This is a genomic window from Enterococcus sp. DIV1368f (assembly GCF_051712245.1).
Classification (GTDB): Bacteria; Bacillota; Bacilli; order Lactobacillales; family Enterococcaceae; genus Enterococcus; species Enterococcus faecalis.
Genome location: NZ_JBIOON010000001.1, coordinates 2,594,203 through 2,617,602, shown reverse-complemented (window position 1 = coordinate 2,617,602; position 23,400 = coordinate 2,594,203). Strand labels below are relative to the sequence as shown.

At 39.4% G+C, this 23,400-nt stretch carries 24 protein-coding genes; 22 read left to right on the top strand and 2 right to left on the bottom strand.

Translation table 11 applies throughout. From position 1 onward, the window contains the following. The first annotated feature begins 165 nt into the window (after window positions 1-165). The 5 genes from yfmH to IGL07_RS12735 all read left to right on the top strand — a co-directional run bounded on the left by yfmH (window position 166) and on the right by IGL07_RS12735 (window position 5,839). Window positions 166-1,470: an EF-P 5-aminopentanol modification-associated protein YfmH gene (yfmH, locus tag IGL07_RS12755; RefSeq protein ID WP_002354885.1), complete on the top strand. Its 1,305-nt coding sequence runs from the start codon at window positions 166-168 to the stop codon at window positions 1,468-1,470. Window positions 1,471-1,637: 167 nt separating this feature from the next. Further along, window positions 1,638-2,504 (top strand): RodZ domain-containing protein, encoded by an 867-nt coding sequence (locus IGL07_RS12750; RefSeq protein ID WP_002375522.1) that lies wholly within the window; start codon window positions 1,638-1,640, stop codon window positions 2,502-2,504. Between the two features lie 124 nt (window positions 2,505-2,628). Continuing rightward, the gene (gene pgsA, locus IGL07_RS12745) at window positions 2,629-3,207 is read left to right on the top strand and encodes a CDP-diacylglycerol--glycerol-3-phosphate 3-phosphatidyltransferase (protein WP_002365382.1); all 579 of its coding nucleotides are present in this window, start codon (window positions 2,629-2,631) and stop codon (window positions 3,205-3,207) included. A gap of 248 nt (window positions 3,208-3,455) precedes the next feature. After that, entirely contained in the window at window positions 3,456-4,055 is a 600-nt protein-coding gene (locus tag IGL07_RS12740) for a MarR family winged helix-turn-helix transcriptional regulator (RefSeq protein WP_002359022.1), read from the top strand. Beyond that, a complete protein-coding gene (locus IGL07_RS12735; protein WP_002370114.1) occupies window positions 4,055-5,839 on the top strand; it encodes an ABC transporter ATP-binding protein in 1,785 nt (594 codons plus the stop codon). The genes IGL07_RS12740 and IGL07_RS12735 overlap by 1 nt, the downstream gene beginning before the upstream one ends. Before the next feature lie 611 nt (window positions 5,840-6,450). Here the strand turns inward: IGL07_RS12735 and IGL07_RS12730 are convergent. Further along, a complete protein-coding gene (locus tag IGL07_RS12730) occupies window positions 6,451-7,338 on the bottom strand; it encodes a MurR/RpiR family transcriptional regulator (RefSeq protein WP_002383224.1) in 888 nt (295 codons plus the stop codon). 375 nt (window positions 7,339-7,713) lie between these two features. On the opposite strand from IGL07_RS12730, the gene gnd reads away from it, so the two are divergent. The 13 genes from gnd (at window position 7,714) to IGL07_RS12665 (ending at window position 17,634) form a co-directional block, all read left to right on the top strand. Beyond that, window positions 7,714-8,649 (top strand): phosphogluconate dehydrogenase (NAD(+)-dependent, decarboxylating), encoded by a 936-nt coding sequence (gene gnd, locus IGL07_RS12725; protein ID WP_002375527.1) that lies wholly within the window; start codon window positions 7,714-7,716, stop codon window positions 8,647-8,649. Window positions 8,650-8,661: 12 nt separating this feature from the next. Further along, the gene (locus IGL07_RS12720) at window positions 8,662-9,663 is read left to right on the top strand and encodes a D-isomer specific 2-hydroxyacid dehydrogenase family protein (protein WP_002375530.1); all 1,002 of its coding nucleotides are present in this window, start codon (window positions 8,662-8,664) and stop codon (window positions 9,661-9,663) included. A gap of 14 nt (window positions 9,664-9,677) precedes the next feature. After that, complete coding sequence (locus IGL07_RS12715) at window positions 9,678-10,784, top strand: iron-containing alcohol dehydrogenase family protein (RefSeq protein ID WP_010817706.1); 1,107 nt, start codon at window positions 9,678-9,680, stop codon at window positions 10,782-10,784. 12 nt (window positions 10,785-10,796) lie between these two features. Next, window positions 10,797-11,633, top strand: a complete 837-nt coding sequence (locus IGL07_RS12710; protein WP_002354902.1) for a PTS mannose/fructose/sorbose/N-acetylgalactosamine transporter subunit IIC — start codon at window positions 10,797-10,799, stop codon at window positions 11,631-11,633. Between the two features lie 20 nt (window positions 11,634-11,653). Further along, window positions 11,654-12,526, top strand: a complete 873-nt coding sequence (locus tag IGL07_RS12705; protein WP_002354903.1) for a PTS system mannose/fructose/sorbose family transporter subunit IID — start codon at window positions 11,654-11,656, stop codon at window positions 12,524-12,526. 21 nt (window positions 12,527-12,547) lie between these two features. Then, window positions 12,548-13,054, top strand: coding sequence for a PTS system mannose/fructose/N-acetylgalactosamine-transporter subunit IIB (locus tag IGL07_RS12700; protein WP_002354904.1), 507 nt, complete (start codon window positions 12,548-12,550; stop codon window positions 13,052-13,054). A gap of 77 nt (window positions 13,055-13,131) precedes the next feature. Beyond that, the gene (locus IGL07_RS12695) at window positions 13,132-13,584 is read left to right on the top strand and encodes a PTS sugar transporter subunit IIA (RefSeq protein WP_002354905.1); all 453 of its coding nucleotides are present in this window, start codon (window positions 13,132-13,134) and stop codon (window positions 13,582-13,584) included. Between the two features lie 23 nt (window positions 13,585-13,607). Next, on the top strand, window positions 13,608-14,681 hold the full coding sequence (gene uxuA / locus IGL07_RS12690; RefSeq protein ID WP_010817705.1) for a mannonate dehydratase: 1,074 nt from the start codon (window positions 13,608-13,610) through the stop codon (window positions 14,679-14,681). Window positions 14,682-14,685: 4 nt separating this feature from the next. Then, window positions 14,686-15,339: a bifunctional 4-hydroxy-2-oxoglutarate aldolase/2-dehydro-3-deoxy-phosphogluconate aldolase gene (locus IGL07_RS12685; protein ID WP_002354907.1), complete on the top strand. Its 654-nt coding sequence runs from the start codon at window positions 14,686-14,688 to the stop codon at window positions 15,337-15,339. A 168-nt stretch (window positions 15,340-15,507) separates the two neighbouring features. After that, window positions 15,508-15,978, top strand: coding sequence for an ASCH domain-containing protein (locus IGL07_RS12680; protein WP_002368453.1), 471 nt, complete (start codon window positions 15,508-15,510; stop codon window positions 15,976-15,978). 175 nt (window positions 15,979-16,153) lie between these two features. Beyond that, a complete protein-coding gene (locus tag IGL07_RS12675; protein ID WP_002381076.1) occupies window positions 16,154-16,372 on the top strand; it encodes a YdbC family protein in 219 nt (72 codons plus the stop codon). 16 nt (window positions 16,373-16,388) lie between these two features. Next, window positions 16,389-17,273: a YicC/YloC family endoribonuclease gene (locus tag IGL07_RS12670; RefSeq protein WP_010817704.1), complete on the top strand. Its 885-nt coding sequence runs from the start codon at window positions 16,389-16,391 to the stop codon at window positions 17,271-17,273. A 55-nt stretch (window positions 17,274-17,328) separates the two neighbouring features. Beyond that, entirely contained in the window at window positions 17,329-17,634 is a 306-nt protein-coding gene (locus IGL07_RS12665; protein ID WP_002383233.1) for a hypothetical protein, read from the top strand. Window positions 17,635-17,677: 43 nt separating this feature from the next. On the opposite strand, the gene IGL07_RS12660 is transcribed toward IGL07_RS12665, so the two are convergent. Then, window positions 17,678-19,159: a DUF1958 domain-containing protein gene (locus IGL07_RS12660; RefSeq protein WP_002391150.1), complete on the bottom strand. Its 1,482-nt coding sequence runs from the start codon at window positions 19,157-19,159 to the stop codon at window positions 17,678-17,680. 222 nt (window positions 19,160-19,381) lie between these two features. Here IGL07_RS12660 and gmk point away from each other — a divergent pair, with 222 nt between their 5' ends. From gmk to priA, 4 genes are all read left to right on the top strand, one after another. Continuing rightward, window positions 19,382-19,996, top strand: coding sequence for a guanylate kinase (gmk, locus tag IGL07_RS12655; protein ID WP_002354915.1), 615 nt, complete (start codon window positions 19,382-19,384; stop codon window positions 19,994-19,996). 4 nt (window positions 19,997-20,000) lie between these two features. After that, a complete protein-coding gene (gene rpoZ, locus IGL07_RS12650; RefSeq protein WP_002354916.1) occupies window positions 20,001-20,303 on the top strand; it encodes a DNA-directed RNA polymerase subunit omega in 303 nt (100 codons plus the stop codon). A gap of 148 nt (window positions 20,304-20,451) precedes the next feature. Then, entirely contained in the window at window positions 20,452-20,598 is a 147-nt protein-coding gene (locus IGL07_RS12645) for a putative holin-like toxin (protein WP_010817703.1), read from the top strand. A gap of 345 nt (window positions 20,599-20,943) precedes the next feature. After that, window positions 20,944-23,376, top strand: coding sequence for a primosomal protein N' (gene priA, locus IGL07_RS12640; protein ID WP_002415651.1), 2,433 nt, complete (start codon window positions 20,944-20,946; stop codon window positions 23,374-23,376). The last annotated feature ends 24 nt before the right edge of the window (window positions 23,377-23,400 follow it).

The window sequence follows — 23,400 nt, the reverse complement described above, 5'->3', positions numbered from 1 at the left end:
AGGATTCGTTGTATCCGAATTAACGCCTGCGGAGTGTTATAGCAAACGAGAGTAGCGAGCAAGTAGCAAAATCGGGCACGTAGAAACAGGAAATAAACATAAATCTGATAACTTTTATAGTTGGTTAGAAATATTTATAGATTTTTGGCAACGGAGAAACGGAAAATGATTAAAAAAGACTATGCACAAATTAAAGAAACATTGTATACAGAAACACTGGCGAATGGGTTAAAGGTTTACCTATTACCGAAAAATGATTTCCAAAAAACGTATGGCTTGTTTACGACCGATTATGGTTCCATTGACAATACGTTCGTGCCAATTGGTCAAGAGGAAATGATTGAAGTACCTGACGGAATCGCCCACTTTTTAGAACATAAAATGTTTGAAAAAGAAGATGGCGATGTCTTCCAAAAATTTGGGCAACAAGGAGCTTCAGCGAATGCCTTTACCAGTTTTACGAAAACGAGTTATTTGTTTTCAACGACGGATCAAGTGACACAAAATCTAGAAACGTTGCTTGATTTTGTGCAATCGCCGTATTTCACGAAGGAAACGGTCGAAAAAGAAAAAGGCATCATCGGACAAGAAATTCAAATGTATTTAGATGATCCTAACTGGCGCTTGTTCTTTGGCATTTTAGGCAACCTTTATCCGAAACATCCATTGCATATTGATATTGCCGGTACAGTGGCAAGTATTGCGGAGATTACCGCAGAAGATTTGTATACATGCTACAATACGTTTTATCATCCAAGTAATATGACCTTATTCGTGGTAGGAAAAATGGACCCTGAAGCGTTAATGGCCTTCATTCGTGAAAACCAAGCGGCGAAAGAGTTTCCTGCCGCCCAACCTATTCGTCGGCATTTTCCTGAAGAAACAGCTGCTGACATTGTCAAAGAGAGCGCCATTGAAATGGCAGTCACACGGGCAAAAGTGCTTGTTGGCTTGAAAGGCTTAGATGAAGTGCCAACAACGGGTCGTGACTTAATGAAATATCAAGTCACCGTGAACTTGTTGTTACAATTATTGTTTGGTAATACCTCTCAAAACTATTTGGCTCTTTATGATGAAGGCTTGTTAGATGATAGTTTTAGTTATGACTTTAATTTAGATCGCAGTTTCCATTTTGCGGATATTGGCGGCGATAGTGAGCAACCAGAAGTCTTAGCAGAACGAATTGAAGCTATTTTATTATCTGCCACAACAAGTCCAGAATTAACGGAAGAAAATTTGTCCTTATTGAAGAAAAAAATGATTGGTAAATATTTCCAATCCTTAAACTCTTTAGAGTATATCGCCAACCAATTTTCACAATCATTGTTTGGGGAAACCACGCTGTTTGATAAGATTGAAGTCATTGAAAGCATTCAATTAGCCGACGTCCGCCAAGTAGCAGAGACCTTGATTCGTGAAGAAGGATTGAGCCGTTTCTACATGTATCCTAAAGGAGAAACCGAGCAATAAACCAACTGTTTAAGAAAAAGAAAAATCTTTGAAATCTTTCAATTTTGTTATCCTCAGTTGGCTTCTTTTGTGGTATTCTTAAAGGACGGGAATGTTTTCCTTGGCAATTGAAAAAGACTGATGAGACAATCGATAAATTAACAAAATAGACTGGAGAAGATGGACGAGTGGCCAGCGTAAATATTGGAGAAACACTAAAAGAAGCAAGATTGCAGAAGAACATCTCAATTGATGAACTGCAACAAATGACAAAAATTCAAAAAAGATATTTAGAAATTATTGAACAAAACGATTTTGAGTCCTTACCAGGCACCTTTTATGTGCGGGCGTTTATCCGCCAATATGCAAGTGCGGTCGGCTTAGATGGCAATCAATTGGTAGATATCTATGATGGCAAAGAACCTGAAATTGTCGAAGAACCCAAGCCAGTGTATGAAGAGCTTGAAGGATCACGTAAGCAATTGCATGACGAAGAGAAGCAATCCAGTTGGTTACTGCGGAACTTACCAGCCATTGCCTTTTCGTTAATTGGTTTAGCCATTGCGGTCGTGGTGCTGTATATTATGTGGCAAGATCAAAAAGCCGAACCGATTATTCAAACACCGGCAACTAGTGCCAGTGTGGAAAAACCAAAAGAATCAAGTCAAGCCCCAGAAAGTAGCACACAAAGTAGTACACCGCCGTCTTCTTCAAGCGAACCAGAGAAGAAAACAGCTGTGGCTGTGGTGAGCGATGCCAACAATCAAGTAACTGCAACGGTTAAAGATGCGAATAGGCCAATCAACATTACCTTTAAAGGGACTGAAGGCTCTTGCTGGATTGGCGTGATGGTCGATGGCAACTATACGTACCAACACACCCTGCAAGCAGGAGAGACCCAAACAACAGCTTTACCTGCGAATGCCGCCAATGCGACACTGATTTTAGGCGCCTCAAATAACGTCGCCATTCAAGTCGATGGCGCCGATTTAACACTGGAAAAAACGCCAGTTTTAATTCGTAAGGATGTTACATTAGGGATTACGTATCGTTAGAAATGGTGTAAGAAGAATCTGGATAAACTGTCAAACGGCAATTATTCCAGATTCTTTTCTTTTTTTCGTGACACTGCCAGCAAGATAACGTAAAATAGAACAGGAGAAGGAAGGGGCAATTGAAGTGAATTTACCAAATAAATTAACAGTTTTAAGAATATTTATGATTCCGATTTTTATTATTATTGTGTCAGTGCCAATGGACTGGGGAACGATTAGTTTTGGCGACACAACGTTAGCCGTTACCCAATTAGTGGGCGCGATTATTTTTGCAGTTGCTAGTTTTACAGACTGGTTGGATGGCAAAATTGCCCGTGCGCAAGGCTTGGTGACGAACTTCGGAAAATTTGCGGACCCATTAGCGGACAAAATGCTAGTGATGACCGCTTTTATCGTCTTAGTTGGTCAAGGCAAAGTACCTGCTTGGATTGTAGCAATTATTGTTTGTCGTGAATTGGCAGTAACTGGTTTACGGTTGTTATTAGTCGAACATGGCGAAGTAATGGCCGCAGCTTGGCCGGGAAAAGTAAAAACAGCTACCCAAATGGTTGCAATTATTTTACTATTCATTAACAACATTCCATTTTCAGCACTCCATCTACCACTAGATCAAATCATGCTATATGCCTGCTTGATTTTCACCATTTACTCTGGTGTTGATTATTTTGCTAAGAATAAAGATGTTTTTAAAGGTTCGATGTAAAGAGAGAATCAAAACGCTTGGCTTGTGCCAAGCGTTTTTTTAGTATTCATGATTGAATCGGCAAATAGATTTTTAAGTAGAGGAACAGATGAATCGATAAAACAAATCGGCAATTTCTTTATGCTATTTTTCATTTTGGTTATATCTACATACAAATAATTAGTTTGTTGTTGACAAAATAAACTAAATAGATTACTATTTAGTTCGTTAGCTTATATATAAACTAAATAAATTTTTTGGAGGAAATTATGAAAAAAACAGATATTTTAAATAAACTATTAAAAATTGCTCAACAACCTTACTTAATCTTTGCTTCTAGCATAGAGGAAAAACCAGATAACACTTTTGAAACGTTAAAATTGCTTGCTTCTGAAGAAAATGTAACAGCTGGAAGAATCGCTGAATATTTAGATATAAAACCTTCTAGTGTGACACAAATCATAAAAAAATTAGAGTCTGTTAAAGCAGTTAAACGAGTCAAAAATGAATCAGATGCTCGGGTCACATTTGTTGTATTGACTGATAAGGGACGAGAAAGTTTAAGTACTCAAGGAAATATTTCTAATGGATTTAATGAAGAAATGTTTAAGGGCTTTTCAGAGGAGGAACTAGAGTCTTTAAATAATTATTTAGAACGTATAGAAAAGAATATTTCTAGTGAAGAATTTTTAGATAAAATTGAAACAATTTTTGGCGACGATAAAAATTGGGAACATTTCAGAAAAATATCAGCTAGATATGGTAGAGCTAGAGAACAGATGATGGGACATGATGGCTTTGGTAGATTTGGTGAATTCAACGGTGAATACGGTGGCTTTGAAGGATGGAAGAGAGGTCGGAGAAGATAATGGCAGTAGGTGGAGGCGGCAAAAATAGTCATGATTCTATCCGAGCAGATAAAACAAAATTTTCGTTTAAAGAATTTTTAGGCTTAATCAAGATGACAGAGCCTAACTATTTACTGCTTGGCATTGGGATGATATTTCTTGTGATTTCTTCTAGTATCCAAGTGTACGTTCCAAAACTTGCTTCAAGTTTAGTCAATAATTTTCAAAAGGGAGTAGATTATAGTTTATTAGGTAAAGTTGTTGGATTATTTATATTTTCAGCACTCGTTTCTGCATTAGGAGGGACAATTTTAGGTATTTTTGGTGAAAATGTCATCCAAAATATGCGTAAACGCTTATGGAATAAATTAACTATTCTAAAAGTTTCTTATTTTGACTCTGTTAAAGCGGGTGAAATATCCAGCCGGGTCGTAAATGATACTAATCAAGTTAAGCAATTGTTAGCCGTTACTTTTCCTCAAACAGTTGCCAGTGTGATTACAGTTATTGGTACGGTATATATGATGATTAAAATGGATTGGCATATGTCGCTTGCTATGGTAATTGCTGTTCCTGTTGTAATCCTTTGTATGATTCCAGTAATGGCATTTGGCTCAAAAGTTAGTCACATTCGCCAAGATGCTATGAGTCAATTTAATGGACTTGCTACTGAAACGTTGAGTGAAATTCGTTTAGTCAAAACTTCTAATGCTGAATCTCAGGCGCAGGTTCGTGCTGCAAATGAAGTGGATCGGTTATTTAATGTAGGGAAAAAAGAAGCAATATTTGATGCATCTATGCAACCAATTATGATGATGGTCTTTATGAGCATGGTATTTGGGCTATTAGCATATGGGATGCATCGAATTGCCATTGGTGTGATGACAATCGGAACATTGATGAGTTTCTTAATGTATCTATTTAATCTTATTGGTGCCATGCCAATCATTGCGACGTTATTTTCTGAAGTAGCTAAAGCAGCAGGATCAACGCGACGAGTGCAAGAATTGTTATCTAGAGAACCTGAAGACTTTGAAAGTGGACAAGATATTGATTTATCGGAAAAGACTTTATCAGTTAAAAATGTAAAATTTTCTTATGAAGATGCACCAGAGGAACCTATCTTAACAGACATTTCTTTTACTGCTCAGCCAAACCAAGTAATTGCTTTTGCTGGCCCATCAGGTGGCGGAAAATCGACGATTTTTAGTTTAATTGAAAGGTTTTATGAACCTACAGAAGGACAAATTAAATTTGGAGATATTGACATAAAAGATATCAAATTATCAGATTATCGTCGTCAAATCGGCTTTGTATCACAGGATTCTGCGATTATGGCAGGGACAATCAGAGATAATCTAACGTATGGCTTAGCAGAAAACTTCTCAGATGAACAACTATGGGATGTCTTGGAACTAGCATATGCGCGAAAATTTGTAGAAGAAATGCCAGATAAATTGAATACGGAAGTCGGTGAACGTGGCGTTAAAATTTCTGGAGGACAAAGACAGCGTATTGCAATTGCTCGTGCATTCTTGCGGAATCCCAAGATTCTAATGTTAGATGAAGCTACTGCTAGCCTAGATTCAGAATCTGAGATGAAGGTTCAAGAGGCATTGTCCAATTTAATGAAGGGCCGAACGACATTGGTTATTGCCCATAGATTGTCGACAATTGTTGATGCGGATAGCATTTACTTTGTTGAAAAAGGGAAAGTAACTGGTTCAGGAAAACATGATGAGCTAGTAAGTAAACATAAAACTTACGCTAAATATGTGTCCGAACAATTTAAAGTAACGGAATGAACGAAATAAGCAAATTTAAAATAAAGCTAAGACAACACATGCATTTAACTAATTGTCTTAAGATTTAGAAAGAACTTGGACATAACCCCCAAGTTCTTTTTTCTAACTTATTTTTACCCACAAGATAAAAAGCGTGGGACAAAAATCACTTTGGATTTTTGCTCTACGCTCAAAAACTAATAAACGGCGGGAACAGAAACAACACTACGCGTTGCTTCGATCTCAACAACTTCTAAGGTGTTTTCTCGACTTGCGTCTCGTCACAGTACAGCCTTCAAAAGAGCTACAGCTCTAAGAGTTGCGATGTTTCACTGTGAAGCATGAACAGATGAAATCATCGTACCTACTTGGTGAAGGTCCTTCGGAAATAAGCCGAAATTGTTGAGAATCACGAAGAACGTAGTGTTTCGATGATGAACAATACCTACTTGGTCTCCAAAAATTAAAGAACAATTTTCGGAAATTCCTTCTTATTTCTCGGAGTTAAACACTTCTGTCCCGACCTCTTTAAATACCTCCATGATAGTTCACTTACTTCATAAAATGTAGAGTCACGGTATAAAGCCAATTTGCGAGGACCGATATTACAAAAATAAGCACCATTCAGATCTTTACGACAAGTAATGCGGATCGGTCTTAGTCGTGCTAATGTTATCACGGATTTTTTTCAAGGAATCGGCATTTTGATCAAAATTGTGATACATCGTATTTGTATATAAAATATCCATTACCGTTAAGTAACTAATCCGTGAAGCCAAGGATTCCGCACGAAACAAGCCTTCTTCGGTGACGACAATAATTGCTTCGTCGGACAAGCCTGCCAACTCTGAACCGCTGTTACCAGTTAACGTAATCATTTTTGCGTTGGTTTTTTTAACTTGTCGTGCTAGGTTGATTGATTCTTTGGTTTTGCCTGAATGGGAAAAAATAAACACGCAATCTTCACTGGTTAATTTTGTGACAAAGCTTAACTGCATGTGGTAATCAAAAATGTAGTTACACCGATAGTTGGTCCGAATGAATTTATGGAAACTATCAAAAGCCACAATCGAGGACCCGCCTTGCCCAAAAAAATGAAGCGTTTTGGCAGAGTACATCAAAGCCAACACGTTATCTAACAGCTCCTTTGTTAAGAACTGTGTGGCGTTACTGAGGGAATAAATATTGGCTTGTAAGACTTTTTTAGCAATCGTAATACTATCATCATCTGGTGAAATATCATCGGCGCCATTCACGCTATTGACGTTTTGAAAAGTCGGCTGATAATTAGAATTCCTGGCGATATCAATTTTAAATTCTTGGAACCCAGAATAGCCAATCTTTTTTACAAATTGATACACGGAAGATTGGGAGACGCCAATTTCGTTGGCCAGACTTTCTAACGTCATTTGTGTCAATAATGATTCAGAATGAACAAAGTAATCGGAAATTTTCTTTTCTGTGAGGCTCAAATTCGGTTTTTTGATCCGAATCCGTTGATCCAAATAGTGGTTTTTCATTAACACGTTCCTCCAATCTTATTTTTTAAAAATAGAATGAATGCCTTTTCATTGTTGGTATAGACTGATTATAGTGGAAAAAGAGGACAAATACAATTTCTCTTTTTCTCCACAAAAAAGAAATTCTTTAAAAAAGCCAAAAAAAAAATAAATAATCTTTTTTCTGAAAAATGAAGGGGTCTTGAAAAGACTTCTCTCAACTAAAGAAAGTAGCCAGTAAAAAGAACGTGATACCAAGAGATTTACTTGTGTTTTTTGTATGAAAGCTCCTTAAAAATAAAAACGTTTTACCTTTTGAGTAGGCAAGATTTTTGCTAAAAAATAAAAAATATTTTTTAATTAGTGTAATCGTTTACATTATTTTTTTTATCCTTTATGATTGAAGTATCAAAAGAGGCAGGTGAAAGAAAAATGGATATTGGCTTTATTGGACTTGGGAAAATGGGTTTGAACATGGCGTTAAATGTTCACGAACAAGGCTGGCCTATTATTGGCTTTGATGTGACAAAGGAAGCAAGAGCGGCTGCTAGAGAACAGGGGCTTTCCGTTGTAGATTCGTTGCCGGAACTATTGAAAGCGCTTAACAAAAGGAAGGTGATTTTTTTAAGTACCCCCGCTGGTCAGATTACCAATCAATTAGTGGCAGAATTGGTAGAGCAATTAGCACCAGAGGATATCATTGTGGATAGTGGCAATTCAAATTTTCATGATAGTGTTGCGAATGCTCAACTTGCCAAGGAAAAAGGAATTTATTTTATTGATTGTGGTACTTCTGGTGGCATCAAAGGAGCGCGGGAAGGAGCGTGTTTAATGGTTGGCGGTGCGCCTGAAGCTGTCAAGGTGTTAACCCCATTTTTTGAAGATTTAGCTTGTGAACAAGGGTATCTTTATGCTGGGAAATCAGGAGCTGGTCACTATTTGAAAATGGTGCATAACGGGATTGAGTACGTCATGATGCAAGCCATGGGCGAAGGATTCAATTTATTAGAAGCTGCCGAATATGATTTTGCGTTGGAGAAAGTAGCCGATGTGTGGAATCACGGCTCGATTATTGAAGCTCGCTTGATGGGCTTAGCGAAAGAGGTTTTTGCGGAAAATCCTACGTTAGCCAATCTAGAAGGGAAAGTTGCAGCAAATGGCGAAGCCAAATGGATGATTGAAGAAGCATTGCGTTTGGAGATGCCCGTCCCAACTACGGCATTGTCCTTATTTACGCGAAATGAAAGTATGCTAGCAAATCATTTTTCAAACAAAGTGGTCGCTTCTTTGCGACAAGGATTTGGCGGGCATGAAGTCGTAAAAAGTCAGTAAAGGAGTTTAGTCATGTTAAAAAAACAAAAAATTGCCATAGTGAATTCCAGTAGTTTTGGTCAAATTTTTCCTGAACACTTAACGCGCTTAGAAAAGATAGGCACCGTGAAGCATTTTACAGTCGACAGTGAAATTGGTGGCAAAGAGTTAGCGGAACGTTTACAAGGATATACGATTATTATTGCTAGCGTAACGCCATTTTTCACGAAAGAATTTTTTGAACATAAAGATGAATTATTGCTGATTTCTCGCCATGGTATTGGGTATAACAACATCGATTTAGACGCTGCAAAACAGCATGACACAATTGTTTCCATCATCCCAGCTTTAGTAGAACGAGATGCCGTGGCGGAAAACAATGTCACAAATTTACTAGCTGTTTTACGCCAAACCGTGGCTGCAGATGCCAGCGTTAAAGCGGATCAATGGGAAAAACGAGCGAATTTTGTCGGTCGGACGTTATTTAACAAAACTGTGGGTGTCATTGGTGTTGGGAACACAGGAAGTTGTGTCGTGGAGACGTTACGAAACGGATTTCGCTGTGACGTGTTAGCATATGATCCCTATAAATCCGCCACTTATCTGCAAAGTTATGGAGCCAAAAAAGTAGACTTAGATACGTTGCTAGCTTCAGCAGACATCATTTGTTTATGTGCCAATTTAACTGAAGAAAGTTATCACATGATTGGCTCGGCGGAAATTGCCAAGATGAAAGACGGCGTCTATCTTTCCAATAGCGCACGAGGCGCCTTGATTGATGAAGAAGCCATGATTGCCGGCTTGCAATCGGGCAAAATTGCTGGGCTTGGGACAGATGTTTTAGAAGAGGAACCAGGTCGGAAAAATCATCCTTATCTTGCGTTTGAAAATGTAGTAATGACGCCGCACACCTCCGCTTATACCATGGAATGCCTGCAAGCGATGGGAGAAAAATGCGTGCAAGATGTGGAAGACGTGGTGCAAGGTATTTTACCTCAACGGGCAGTGCAAGAAGTCAGTCGTTACGTTAGTTAAGAAGGAGGAGGAGCATGTTAACTGATTTAAAAGTGAAAGTTGGACCGCAATTTTATCGTTACCACGAAGGCGCCTTAGCTTCGGTGCCGTCACTTTTCAAGGAATATCACGCCCAACGAATTTTGGTGGTGCATGGCACCGTATCCTTTGAAAAAGCTCAGCCATTTTTGCCATTCTTGGCAGATTCAGAGTATCAATTCTTCTATCACACTTACACAGGAGAATGTAGTTATTTTGGCGCCGAACAAATTTCACAGCAAATAAAGGAACAGCAGATTGACTTTCTTCTGGGAGTCGGCGGCGGTAAGTTAGCCGATTTAGTGGGCTACAGCGCCCATTTAAACAATCTGAATTTTGGCTTGGTCCCCACTTTGGCTAGTAACTGTGCGCCGTGGACACCGTTAGCTGTGATGTATCAAGAAAATGGCGCGGCCGAAGGCAAAACGGAACATTTCTTTCGCCAAGCTGCGTTTTTAATCACCGATCCTAAGTTGCTTCTGGATGCACCCCGTGATTATTTTGTCGCTGGTTTAGCTGATACGTTAGCGAAATGGTATGAATCAGAGACCATTTTACGCCAAGCCCATTTGCAAGGGGAACCCTTTTTACAATTAGCGGGAGCGACCGCCAAGCTTTCGCAAGAAGCGATTATGCGGGACTCAAAAGCAGCCTTAGCAGCGATGGACGAGGGCAAACTCACGCCTGAATTTGTCCATCTTTCAGAAATTGTTTTCGCCGTTTCCGGATTAGTCGGCGGCTTCGGTGACAAATACGCCCGCAATGCAGCAGCACACGCCATGCATGATGCTATGAGTAAATTTTTACCCAAAAGTCATGACTATTTACACGGCGAAAAAGTAGCTTACGGCATCTTCTATCAATTAGCATTGGAAAAAAGGTGGGCCATCATAGACGCATTAATCCCTTTTTATCAAGAGCTAAACTTGCCCATGTCGTTACGACAAATGGGCCTTTACCCAGAAGAAGAAGCAGTACTCGATGCAATGGTTCAATTTATTGATTCAAAAGAAAAGGTTCATTTAATTCCTATTGAGATTTCGGAAGAACGTTTACGTCAAGGGATTGAAGAGCTAGAAAAGTATATCCAAAACCAAGGATAAGAAGGAGGAACTATGGAAACGTTAAGTGTTTTACAAAGTTTGATAATGGCGCTTTGGGTGGCAGCAATTATGTCCAGATGGCTTGGAGGAGGAGCAACGTTAACGTTGCGTTTCTCGCCCTTAATGACAGGGTTAGTAGCAGGTTTAGTGATGGGCGATGTCCCGAAAGCGATGATTGTCACCGCAGCATTACAAATGATTTACATGGGTGTTTTTTCACCAGGTGGCTCTATGCCAGCAGAACCATCAATTGCGGCAGCGATTGCTGTGCCAGTTGCGTTGCTAGGGAATTTGAAGCCGGAAGCGGCTATCGCCGTAGCGGTTCCTGTCGGTCTTTTAGGAAGTTATTTATATCAATTCCGTTTCTTTATTAACACGTTTTTAGGGAAGTATACCGATCGTGCGGTGGCTGAACTAAATTCTAAAAAAATTGCCCGCTCAATTATCTGGTATCCAACGATTGCCTCATTTATTTTATTCGTTCCATTAGTCTTTTTTGCTCTTTATTTAGGGGCACCAGTTATTGCCGATATTATTAAAGCATTAGAAGGAACCGTTGTGATTCACGTGTTAGAAGTAGTCGGTGGTGGTTTAGCCGCAATTGGGATTGCGACAACGGTCTATGTCATTGGTCGAAAAGATTTCTTGGTTTTCTTTTTCCTTGCATACTTCATGAGTATCGTCTTTAAGTCATTGGAAATTACCATGGTAACGTATGCCATCTTTGGCGTAATTATTGCGTTAATTTTTGTGCAAGTCCAAAAAGGCAAACCTGTAGCAGAAAGTGCTGGTTCCGCCAGTGCCACCACTGATTTTGATGATGATGACGATTACGATGACGGGTTTTAAAAGAAAAAGGAGGAACTGAAATGACGGAAACAACAGAAAAAGTCGTGCCGAAAACAACGAATTTAGCACCAGAAGAAATTACCAATAAAGATGTTACAAAAGCCTATCTCCGTTGGCATTTTGCCAATGAAATTCCCCATTCCTTTGAACGTTACTTGGCGCCTTCGTTATTGTACGCAATGATGCCACTTTTAAAGAAATTATATAAAGACGATGAACAATTAAAAGCCGCTTATATGCGTCAACTGCTGTTTTTCAATACGCAATTAAGTTGGGGCGGTGGGGTCATTACTGGGTTGATGGCTTCTATGGAACAAGAGCGGGCCAAAGAAGAACATGAAGGCCGCGAAATCATGATGCAAGATGATTTAATGTATAACACCAAAGCTGGATTGATGGGCGCGCTAGCTGGGATTGGTGATGCGATTGACTCAGGCACGGTTCAATATATTTTTATTGCGATTGCGGTGCCGTGGGCGCAACAAGGTAGCGCATTAGGCGCGATTTTCCCATTTGTCGCGTTTGCCCTTTATCAAGTACTGTTAGGTGTGTTCTTTGCGAGACAATCCTTCAAAATGGGGCGGAATGCCACAGGCTTAATGCAAAGTGCGGGGATTCAAAAAGCCATTGAAATGTTATCTGTTTTAGGGTTGTTCATGATGGGAATTTTAGCTGGTAATTATGTCAAAGTTTCTTCAACTCTTCAATTTAAACTTTCTGGCCGTGAGTTTGTGGTCCAAGATATCCTTGATCAGATTGTCCCAGGACTCTTGCCGCTAGCTGTCGTAATGGGCGTGTATTGGTTCTATACGAAAAAAGGTTTGAAAGTTACGCAAGCATTATTGTGGTTAACAGGTATTTTAATTGTCTTAGCAACAGTCGGTATTTTATAAAAAGAAAAGGACGTGAATCAGATGGGCGTAGTAAATTTAGCAAGAGTAGATGAACGATTAATTCATGGACAAGTGATGGTGACCTTGTCCCAAAAAAGTGGCGTTAATTCCATTTTCGTTGTCGATGAAGTGGTGGCAAAGGATAAATTTATGCGTGATTTATACAAAAGTGCAGGCAGTCGGACAGGACAAAAAACCATTGTCATTACGCCGGAAAAAGCCAAATTTTATTGGGATGAATACCAATTCAAAGAGTATAACTGTATTTTAATCGCTAAAACCGTCTCTGTAATTTATGACTTAGTAAAACACGGAGTCCCTATGAAGGAGTTAAACATCGGCGGTATCGCACAGAAGAATCCAGAAAAAGATTTATTAGTAACCAAATCTGTTTATTTAAACAAAGAAGATGCCGAAAAATTAAAAGAACTACATGAGGTGTATGGCGTAGAAGATATTTATTTCCAAGCAACGCCTTCTGCACCAAAAACTAGTTTAAAAGAGGTTTTAGGCAAATTTAATTTATAAAAAAGGCCAGTCGTTTGAGTCATTGCATGACTGTTTGAAGCAATGACTCGAGCCGCTGAATTGAAGGAGGAACTTTTATGTTAGGGATTGTGATTGCTACACATGGTGCACTAAGTGACGGTGCAAAAGACGCAGCTACCGTGATTATGGGCGCAACCGAAAATATCGAAACTGTTAATCTAAATAGTGGCGACGATGTCCAAGCACTAGGCGGACAAATTAAAACAGCGATTGAGAACGTCCAACAAGGGGATGGCGTGTTGGTCATGGTTGACTTATTAAGTGCGAGTCCTTACAATCAGGCAGTTTTGGTGATTAATGAACTCGAACCAGCACTACAAAAGAAAATCTTTGTGGTGAGTGGTACCAACCTACCAATGGTCTTAGAAGCGATAAACCATCAATTATTGGGCACACCGATTGCTGAAGCGGCGCAAGCGATTGTTGCGCAAGGCAAAGAAAGTGTGCAAGCATGGGATATTTCTATGACTTCATTTGAGGATGAAGAGGATGAGGACGATGATTTTTAAGAATGTAGTAAAGGGTGAAAGCAATGAAATGGGGATTTAGATGGTACGGAGCGGCAGGCGATGCCATTCCATTAAAACACATTCGACAGATTCCAGGAATTACTGGCGTTGTCGGTACCTTGTTAAATAAACTACCAGGCGATGTTTGGACTGTAGCTGAAATTCAGGCACTTAAACAATCGGTAGAACAAGAAGGATTGGCACTTTTAGGAATTGAAAGTGTCGCTATTCATGATGCCATTAAAGCGGGGACGGATCAACGAGACCACTATATTGATAATTATCGCCAGACGTTGCGTAACTTGGGGAAATGTGGAATTTCCTTAGTGTGCTACAGTTTCAAGCCTATTTTTGGTTGGGCTAAAACGGACTTGGCGTATGAGAATGAAGATGGCAGCTTATCGTTGTTATTTGATCAAGCTGTGGTAGAGAACATGCAGCCAGAAGACATGTATCAATTAATTCACAGTCAGTCAAAAGGATTCCGGTTACCAGGTTGGGAAGAGGAGCGTTTGCAACAATTTCAAGAATTGAAAGCCATGTATGCCGGCGTAACGGAAGAAGATTTGGTCGAAAATTTGCGCTACTTTTTAGAACGTGTGATTCCTGTCTGTGAAGAAGAAAATATCAAAATGGGGATTCACCCCGATGATCCACCTTGGGAAATTTTTGGTTTGCCAAGAATCACTAAAAATTTAGCGGATTTAAAACGGATCCTTTCCTTAGTGGACTCACCAGCAAATGGGATTACATTTTGTACAGGTTCCCTTGGTGCGGATCCGACGAATGATTTGCCTGCTATGATTCGTGAAATAGGTCACAGAATTAATTTTGTTCATTTCCGCAATGTGAAGTATTTAGGCGAGCATCGTTTTGAAGAAACGGCGCATCCGAGTGTCGCTGGTTCGTTAGATATGGCGGAATTAATGCAAGTGCTGGTAGACGTAGGGTATGAAGGCGTTATTCGCCCTGACCATGGGCGGGCAATTTGGGATGAAAAAGCGATGCCTGGTTATGGTTTATATGATCGAGCAATGGGGTTGACCTATATTCAAGGACTGTACGAAGCAACCAAAGCCAAACAAAATAGGAAGTGACAGAATGGAAACAAAAGTTGAAAAAAATCAACTGTATCAACAATTAGCGACATGTAAACTTTTACCACTATACACTGCAACAGATTTACGCTATTTGCCACAAGTAGAATCAGTCTTAGTAGAAAATGAATTACCGTTTATTGAAGTCACTTTTCGGAGTCAGCTGGCCTTGCCTGCCATCAAACAACTTGCTGCTTCAGGGAATTTAATAGTGGGCGCAGGAACTGTTCGAACCTTGAAAGAAGCCCAAGAGGCAGTAGCGAACGGTGCACAGTTCATTGTTTCCCCAGCGATTGTTCCAGAAGTCATTGATTTTTGTCTAGCAAATGAGGTGCCTATTTTTCCAGGAACAGCTACGCCTGGGGAGATTCAGCGAGCGCTGGCGTATGGCTTACGAGTGGTTAAATTTTTCCCAGCCGATATTTACGGCGGGTTAAAAGCCATCAAAAGTTTAAGTGGCCCGTTTTATGATGTTCAATTTTTACCAACTGGTGGGATTGATGAAACAAACTTTATAGAGTATGTGGAAGCCAAAGAAGTATTAGCAGTGGGCGGTTCCTTTATTTTATCAGAAAAGATGCTTCAAGAAGATGAAGCTTCGGCACGCCAGCATGTTCAATCTTTACTCACGAAAATCAAAGAACGACAAGCAAAATAAAAAGATGGGCTAAGTTTTGTTACTTAGTCCTCTTTTTTTTTCTGTCCAAATACTACTGACATTATTTTAGTTTTCATTTTGTAAAAATAGTATAGGAGAAAAGCAATCAGTTATGTATAATTAGTGAAAGAAGGTTGCGTGAAGTAAAAATAAAAAGGAGAGCAAAGGATGTTAAAAAATGTAGAAGTGTTCTGGCAAAACTTTTTAGATAAACATGAATTAGATATGCTGATGCCCGATGTGTGGATGTTTGGTGATGGCTCTTCTGAGATGGGTAATCGTTTGGGTCAATTGGTTGTTTCTGGTCGTAAGACAGCGACATGTTCTTCTTTAGATATTTATAAGATGGAAGGAGAACAACTCCCTAAAGCTGGTCAATACGACATAATTTTAGATGGTCAGTCTCAACCGCTGGCTATTATTCGAACAACCAAAGTTGAAATTATGCCCATGAACAAGGTCTCAGAATCTTTTGCGCAAGCAGAAGGTGAAGGAGATTTGACATTGGATTATTGGTATGAAGAGCATGCGCGGTTCTTTAAAGAAGAACTGGCCCCCTATCAGCTACAATTTTATCCCGACATGCTGTTAGTTTGCCAAAGTTTTGAAGTGGTGGATCTTTATACAGAAAAAGAATAAACAGAGAAGCGGTGACTGACACGATTGAAACGAGCAGTCGTCGCTTTTTTTACTGATTTTTTGAAAAAGTTGCGTATGTTTATATAGACAGGGTGATAGAAAAGAAATGTGTATTTTAAGTGTCGAGGAAAAGATGGTACAATAACCTAAGGAATACTAACAAGGAGTGAATGTTATGAAAGAAGAATTTTCATATGAAATTTTAGAAGAAGTCGCTGTGTTATCTGAGAATGCTCGTGGCTGGCGTAAAGAATTGAATTTAATTAGTTGGAATGGTCGTCCACCAAAATTTGATTTGCGTGAGTGGGCCCCTGATCACGAAAAAATGGGTAAAGGCATCACCTTAACTAACGAAGAATTTGCTGAATTAAGCAAAACAATTAAATCCATGTAAAAGGAGCACCCTGTCAATGAAAAGTATGACTGGATTTGGAAAAAAGACCATTCAAAATGAAAATTATCAATTGGATGTCGAAGTCAAAAGTGTCAACCAGCGGTTTTTAGATATTCAGTTGCGTATGCCAAAGGAACTGAATGCCTATGAACTGGTGATTCGGCAAGTAATCAAACGCACGTTAAAACGTGGACGTGTGGAAGTCTATGTAAATCTCCAAAAAATCGGCAACAATCAAAAAGAAGTGCGCGTGCAGTGGGACTTAATTGATCAATTATTAACTTCGGTAGATCAACATTTAAAGGAAAACTATCCGGAAGCAACGTTTGATGCAGGGGACACGGTCAACCATTTATTAAAGCAAAATGATTTTGTCGAAATAGTGGAAGCAGAAATTGCTGATCAGACATTTGAACCATTTCTTGTTCAAGCATTTGAAGCAGCCATCGCTAGTCTTGACCAAAGCCGTGTGCAAGAAGGAACGCAAATTAAACAAGTCCTGCTTGACTATGTAGCAGTGTTGACCCAATCAATTCAAGAGCTGCAAGCATTTGTGGTCGTTTTTGAACAAGAATACCGTCAACGTTTTGAAGCGAAATTAAACGAATGGTTAGGTAGCCAAGTGGATGAAACACGCTTATTAACAGAAATGGCCATTTTATTGGAAAAAGGCGATATTCATGAAGAATTGGATCGTTTAAATATCCATATTGATAAGTTGCATCAGTTGCTTGACGAAACAGAACCAGTGGGCCGAGAACTAGATTTCTTAATTCAAGAAATGAACCGTGAAGTCAATACGATTGGTTCGAAATCAAGTCCAATTGAAATAAAAAATAGTGTCGTTCAAATGAAAACAACCTTAGAAAAGATTCGTGAACAAATTCAAAATGTCGAATAGAGAAAATGGTTTCGTGTTTTTCCAGAAAACGCTATAATATAGAAGTAACGAATAAATGACAGAGGTGAAAGCAATGACTAAATTTTATGATGTAACCTTTCAAGAATTAAGTGGTCGTTCTGTGGTAAAAACAGAAGTCGCTTCAGACAGAGAACCATTTGACGTCTGGCAAGATGCTTGTGCAAGCTATTCTGAAACAGAATTAAATATCCAAATTAACGAAGACACGTTTGTAACTTTAAATCGTCACTTTGTTGTTCGGATTGACGTAAAAGAAGTCGACGGCCCTGTCGACAAACAAGTTCGTCGTCGCGACGAATTGATGAACGTGGTCAATACGCTTTCTAATATGGGCTTATAAAAAATACCACCAAGCATTTCACGCTTGGTGGTATTTTTAAGAATTAGAATAAAAGAAACAAGCCAATGGCGCAAAGGAAAGAAAGGACTGCGGCACTTAAAAAGATTGTCCGCATGGATGCAGTTTTACTGCTTTCTTTGCCGTGTTTTTTCTGACGTTCTAAACGTTTTTGAAGCTGACGGGTAATTACTGAGAAAATCAGCCCGAAAAGGACTAAAACACTTGTGGCAATCGATTTGGGAATAAAATGATTCGGTTCTGCAACGGTGGTGTCCCCAGAATGTTCGTTTGATTCTTCCGCAGCTTCCGCTGTTGTTTGTTTTGGCTTAACTTCTTGGTAAGCCACTTTTGGCGCTTGAACCGTACTATTTAATAATGTCAAGGGCGTGTCGACTTGCACTTGCCCTGCTACTAATTTAAAAGTAGGCTGACTGCCTTTGGGAACGACACCGTATAAATCATTAGCTAAAGTGACTTTTTTGTGATCAATGGTTTGTGGTCCTTTGTCTAAAAGTTTTTTGCGTTCGTATGTCGTATAGGCATAGTCCAGCAAAGCATTCCCAGCCACATGCCGTTCGTATTCACCATCTTGGTTTTGCCAATTACCAACGCCTAAAATGACTTCAATTAAACGAAAATCTCCTTGTTTGACAGTCGCAATATAGTTAAAGCCGCCTGTTGGACTAGAGCCTGTTTTTAAACCATCCACGCCTTGGTAGCCATACTTAGCGCCTGGTAAAGAATAATTGTACGCTTCAAAAGTTTCCTCGTAAGGCGTGCCGACCATTGTTTTCACCACTGGCTTATTGGTGATTTCTAAAATTTCTGGATAATTTTTCAGAAAATGATAGGTTAGTGAAGCTAAATCTCTAGCTGTAGAGACGTTATCGCCATTTGGGTCAATTCCTTGCATTTGATACAGGCCGTTAAAGGCACTTGCTTGCGCTCCACTGCAGTTGTAATAGGTAGTATTTGTCATCCCTAATTCAGCCGCTTTTTGATTCATTAAATGAACAAAGTCAGTAGGCTGGTTCCCTGAAATTAAATTTGCCAACATGAGAGTCGCCACATTAGAAGAGGGGACAGCAATCATTTTTAACAGTTCACGGACTGGATAAGCAACACCTAACGTAATTTTGTTATTACTAATGGCATATATTTTAGAAATATCGACATCTTTTTGCGTAGCAGTCACAGTCGTATCCATTGTAAATTTTCCTTGCTCCATTGCTTCAAAGGCCAAGTACATGGTCATCACTTTGGCAATACTGGCAGGATTCCACGCTAAATCTGGTTGCTGCGACCAGAGAATTTCTCCAGAATCAGCATCAACAACGATGGCTGCTTTGGGAATGCCATCCGCTTTCAGGGTCGTCCCCATTTTTTTAGCAATCGCGGTAATATCTTCTTCTGCGTGAGTCACAGTAGGTTGGGCAAAAAAGGCCCCACAACTGACAACTAAGCCTAGCAGAAACAATGTAAATGGTTTAATTCGTGCGATGTTTCTCAGTCCTTTCTTATTCACGTTTTTTCATCCTAAAGGAGTCATCACTTCATTTTACTTAAAAAATGGCTGCCTGTATAGGAATTCTAGGTAATTTGTTTAAAAAAAGAACAAGTTATGAAAGTCAAATTAAAGAAGAAATGTTATTTTTTCAGTGAATCTCCAAGAAAGTCTTGAAAATTGCAGAAAAAAAGTGCAAAATAGAACTAATACTGTGAAATTATGTTTTGAAAGGAAGTCGTTATGTCAGAGCGCGGGTTATTAATCGTATTGTCAGGTCCTTCAGGAGTGGGGAAAGGGACTGTAAGAAAGGCTATTTTCGACAGTGAAGAAAATGATTTTCAATATTCAATCTCAATGACCACTCGGAAACAGCGAGAAGGCGAAGTGGATGGAGTAGATTACTATTTCCGTTCAAGAGAAGAATTTGAAGCGATGATTGAAGCTGGAGAAATGTTGGAATATGCGGAATATGTTGGTAACTATTATGGGACACCATTAACGTATGTTAACCAGACGCTAGATGAAGGCAAAGACGTCTTTTTAGAAATCGAAGTCCAAGGGGCTAAACAAGTCAAAGACAAAGTGCCTGATGGCGTATTTATCTTTTTGACACCCCCCGATTTAGCGGAATTAAAATCAAGAATTATTGGCCGCGGAACAGACGAAATGTCTGTGATTGAAGAACGAATGGCTGTGGCCAGAGAAGAAATCGAAATGATGGCGCTGTATGATTATGCGGTAGTGAATGATGAAGTTCCTTTAGCCGTGCAACGAATTAAAGACATTATCGCGAGTGAGCACTTCCGTGTTGACCGTGTAATTGGAAAATATATTAAAATGTTAGAGGAGATGTAGCCTTATGATGTTAAAACCGTCAATTGACTCATTGTTAAAAGAAGTCCCTTCAAAATATTCTTTGGTTATTTTAGCAAGCAAACGTGCGCATGAATTAGATGAAGGCGTTCAACCAACCGTTGAATCCTTTGATTCTGTAAAAAGTGTGGGTCGTGCGTTAGAAGAAATCGAAGCAGGAACAGTGATCAGTGATCCAAATCCTGAAGAAAAACGCGAACGTCTACGCATTGAACGTGAAGAACGCAAACGCCAACGTGAACAAGAACAAAAAGAATTAGAAAACCGTTTACGTGACGAAAAAAATTAATTGAATGAAAAACAAGTCTATGATTGAAGCTTTCTTCAAGTAAAGGCTTGTTTTTTTGTGATTGCAAATGTTGTGGGATGACTTTTGTGGTATACTGTTTTTGTAGATAAGTTATGACGGTGGCTACTTCTGGAAGGTGGTGGTGCTTATGAGCATAAGTACTGAAATCTATGAAAGGGGAAAGCCGTATTTGTCCGCATTAGATATAATCGGACTAATTTTCGACTTTGGTTTATATACCATTGCGTTGATTAGTTTGGTTGTCACTTTGCTAAAAAAAGACAAAAAGAAATAACCAGTCATAAACTTTGAACGGTTAACTGGTTATTTCTTTTTAATTAAGTAAAAACTAAGTTACTGTCATGATTCTACAGTTAGAGAGATGGACCAACATCTCTCTTTCAAAATGATTATACCATAAAAAAATGTAGAGTGCTAACACTAGTTAGCAGTGTAAGTTTCAAAGTATTTTAAGAGGATTACTAAAAGCTACTTTCTTAGATCATTTGTTTAGGAAAGCTAGCTTTTTATATTTTAAGGGGAAATTAACTAAGCTTAACAACAACGAGACACACAAGACAAATCAGTCAATCTTTAGTACAATAGGCAAAGAGAATTTACATAAAAAGGAGGATGCACCATGCAAAAAGTAGCCAAAGTTATTGTGGATGTACCAACGATGCAAACCGATCAACCATTCACTTATTTAGTTCCTGAAAATTTAAATGAGCAATTGGCTGTCGGCATGCGTGTAGAAGTGCCTTTTGGTAATGGTAATCGGCATGTTCAAGGGTTTGTTCTAGCCATTGAACCAATGGCTGCAACGGTTCTTGACGAAACCAATGTTCAGTTGAAAGAACTAGTGGCGGTGTTGGATTTAAAACCTGTCTTAAATACAGAAATGTTGGCTTTAGCTGATTATATGAAGGAAAAAACGTTTGCCTTTAAAATCACTTGTTTGCAAACCATGTTGCCTAGCGTAATGCGTGCCGATTACCAAAAATATATTTATTTAACGGATGAGCTTTCTGAAGAATTACAAGATCAGTTATTTTATGGTTTAGAGGAAATTTCGTGGGACCAAGCGCAAGAACGTGGGATTTTGCCTCAACTAATGGCGTTGCGTAAACAGCAAAAAGTCGATATTCGCTACGAAGTTACGACGAGAAATAAAGTCAAAATGGTCCGCTTTATTCAAGCCGCTAAGGAATTTGAACAATTAGAGGAAATTCGTTTGGGTTTACGCAAGGGAGCCAAGAAGAAAGAGCAACTTCTTTACTATTTACAACGCTTGGGTACTGAAAAAGTCACCGCCGTGAAGGAAATGAAAGAATTAGGTTTCAGTACCGCACTTTTAAATGAAGCGGCCAAAAATGGTTGGTTAACGTTCGTTGAAAAAGAAGCGTATCGTGATCCGTTTGCTAATCAGACGTTTGAAAAAACGACTGCGTTATCTTTGAATGCAGAACAACAGGTGGCTGTGGAAACAATCTTACAATCGGTCCAAGAACAGCAAAGCCAAACCTACTTATTGGAAGGTATTACAGGAAGTGGGAAAACAGAAGTTTATCTACAGGTCATTGCAGAAGTTCTTAACCAAGGCAAAACAGCCATTATGCTTGTTCCTGAAATTTCTTTAACTCCGCAAATGGTGCAACGCTTTAAAAGTCGCTTTGGCGAACATGTTGCTGTAATGCACAGTGGCTTATCGCAAGGTGAAAAATACGATGAGTGGCGGAAGATTGAACGAGGAGAAGCGGAAGTGGTGGTTGGCGCGCGTTCTGCCATTTTTGCGCCAATCGAAAACATCGGTGTGATCATTATTGATGAAGAACACGAGGCAAGTTATAAACAAGAAGAAACCCCCCGCTACCACGCGAGAGATTTAGCGATTTGGCGTTCGGAGTACCATCATTGCCCTGTTGTTTTAGGTAGTGCCACGCCGTCCTTGGAATCACGCGCTCGTGCACAAAAAAATGTTTATCAGCGGTTACGATTAACACAGCGGGCCAATCAAGCGGCAACCTTGCCTACGATTGATGTAGTGGATATGCGGCAAGAAGTAGAAAATGGCAATGTCTCTTCTTTTTCCATGTCGTTGCAAGAAAAACTCCAAGAACGCTTAGAGAAAAACGAACAAAGTGTTCTCCTACTTAATCGCCGTGGCTATTCGTCATTTGTGATGTGTCGCGATTGTGGCTATGTGTTGCCGTGTCCGAATTGTGATATTTCCTTAACTTTGCATATGGATAGCAAAACAATGAAATGTCATTATTGTGGACATGAAGAACGGATTCCTTATCGCTGTCCTAACTGTGGCCAAGATAAAATTCGCTACTACGGAACAGGCACACAAAAAGTAGAAGAAGAATTACAAACGTTGTTACCAGACAGTCGTATTCTCCGAATGGATGTTGATACGACCCGTCGCAAAGGTGCGCATGAAAAGATTTTGCGAACATTTGGTGAAGGACAAGCGGATATCTTATTAGGCACACAAATGATTGCCAAAGGACTGGACTTTCCAAATGTGACGTTAGTCGGTGTCTTAAATGCTGATACCGCCTTGAATTTACCCGATTTTCGTTCCAGTGAACGGACCTTCCAATTATTGACACAGGTCAGCGGTCGCGCTGGTCGCGCTGAAAAACCGGGGGAAGTCATCATTCAATCTTTTAACCCCGAGCATTATGCGATACAATTGGCAAAAGCCCAAGATTATGAAGATTTTTATACAAAAGAAATGTATATCCGCCATCGTGGGGATTATCCACCGTACTATTTTACGGTCCAAATTACGGCTAGCCATCCTGAAGAGAATGAAGCAGCGAAACAAATGTTTCAAATTGCGACGAAATTAAAACAAGGCTTATCGCCGCAAGCTATTTTGTTGGGACCAACGCCCAACGCAATTATGCGTGTCAATAACCGTTACTTTTATCAAGTGATTATCAAGTATAAACAAGAACCAATGCTTCAACCATTATTGAAAGAAATTTTAACTGATACACAACGAGCAACGGCTCGTGGCTTAAAGCTTTCCATTGATGCAGAACCCATGAATTTTATTTAAAAAATACAGCTTTGAAAGGAGCAC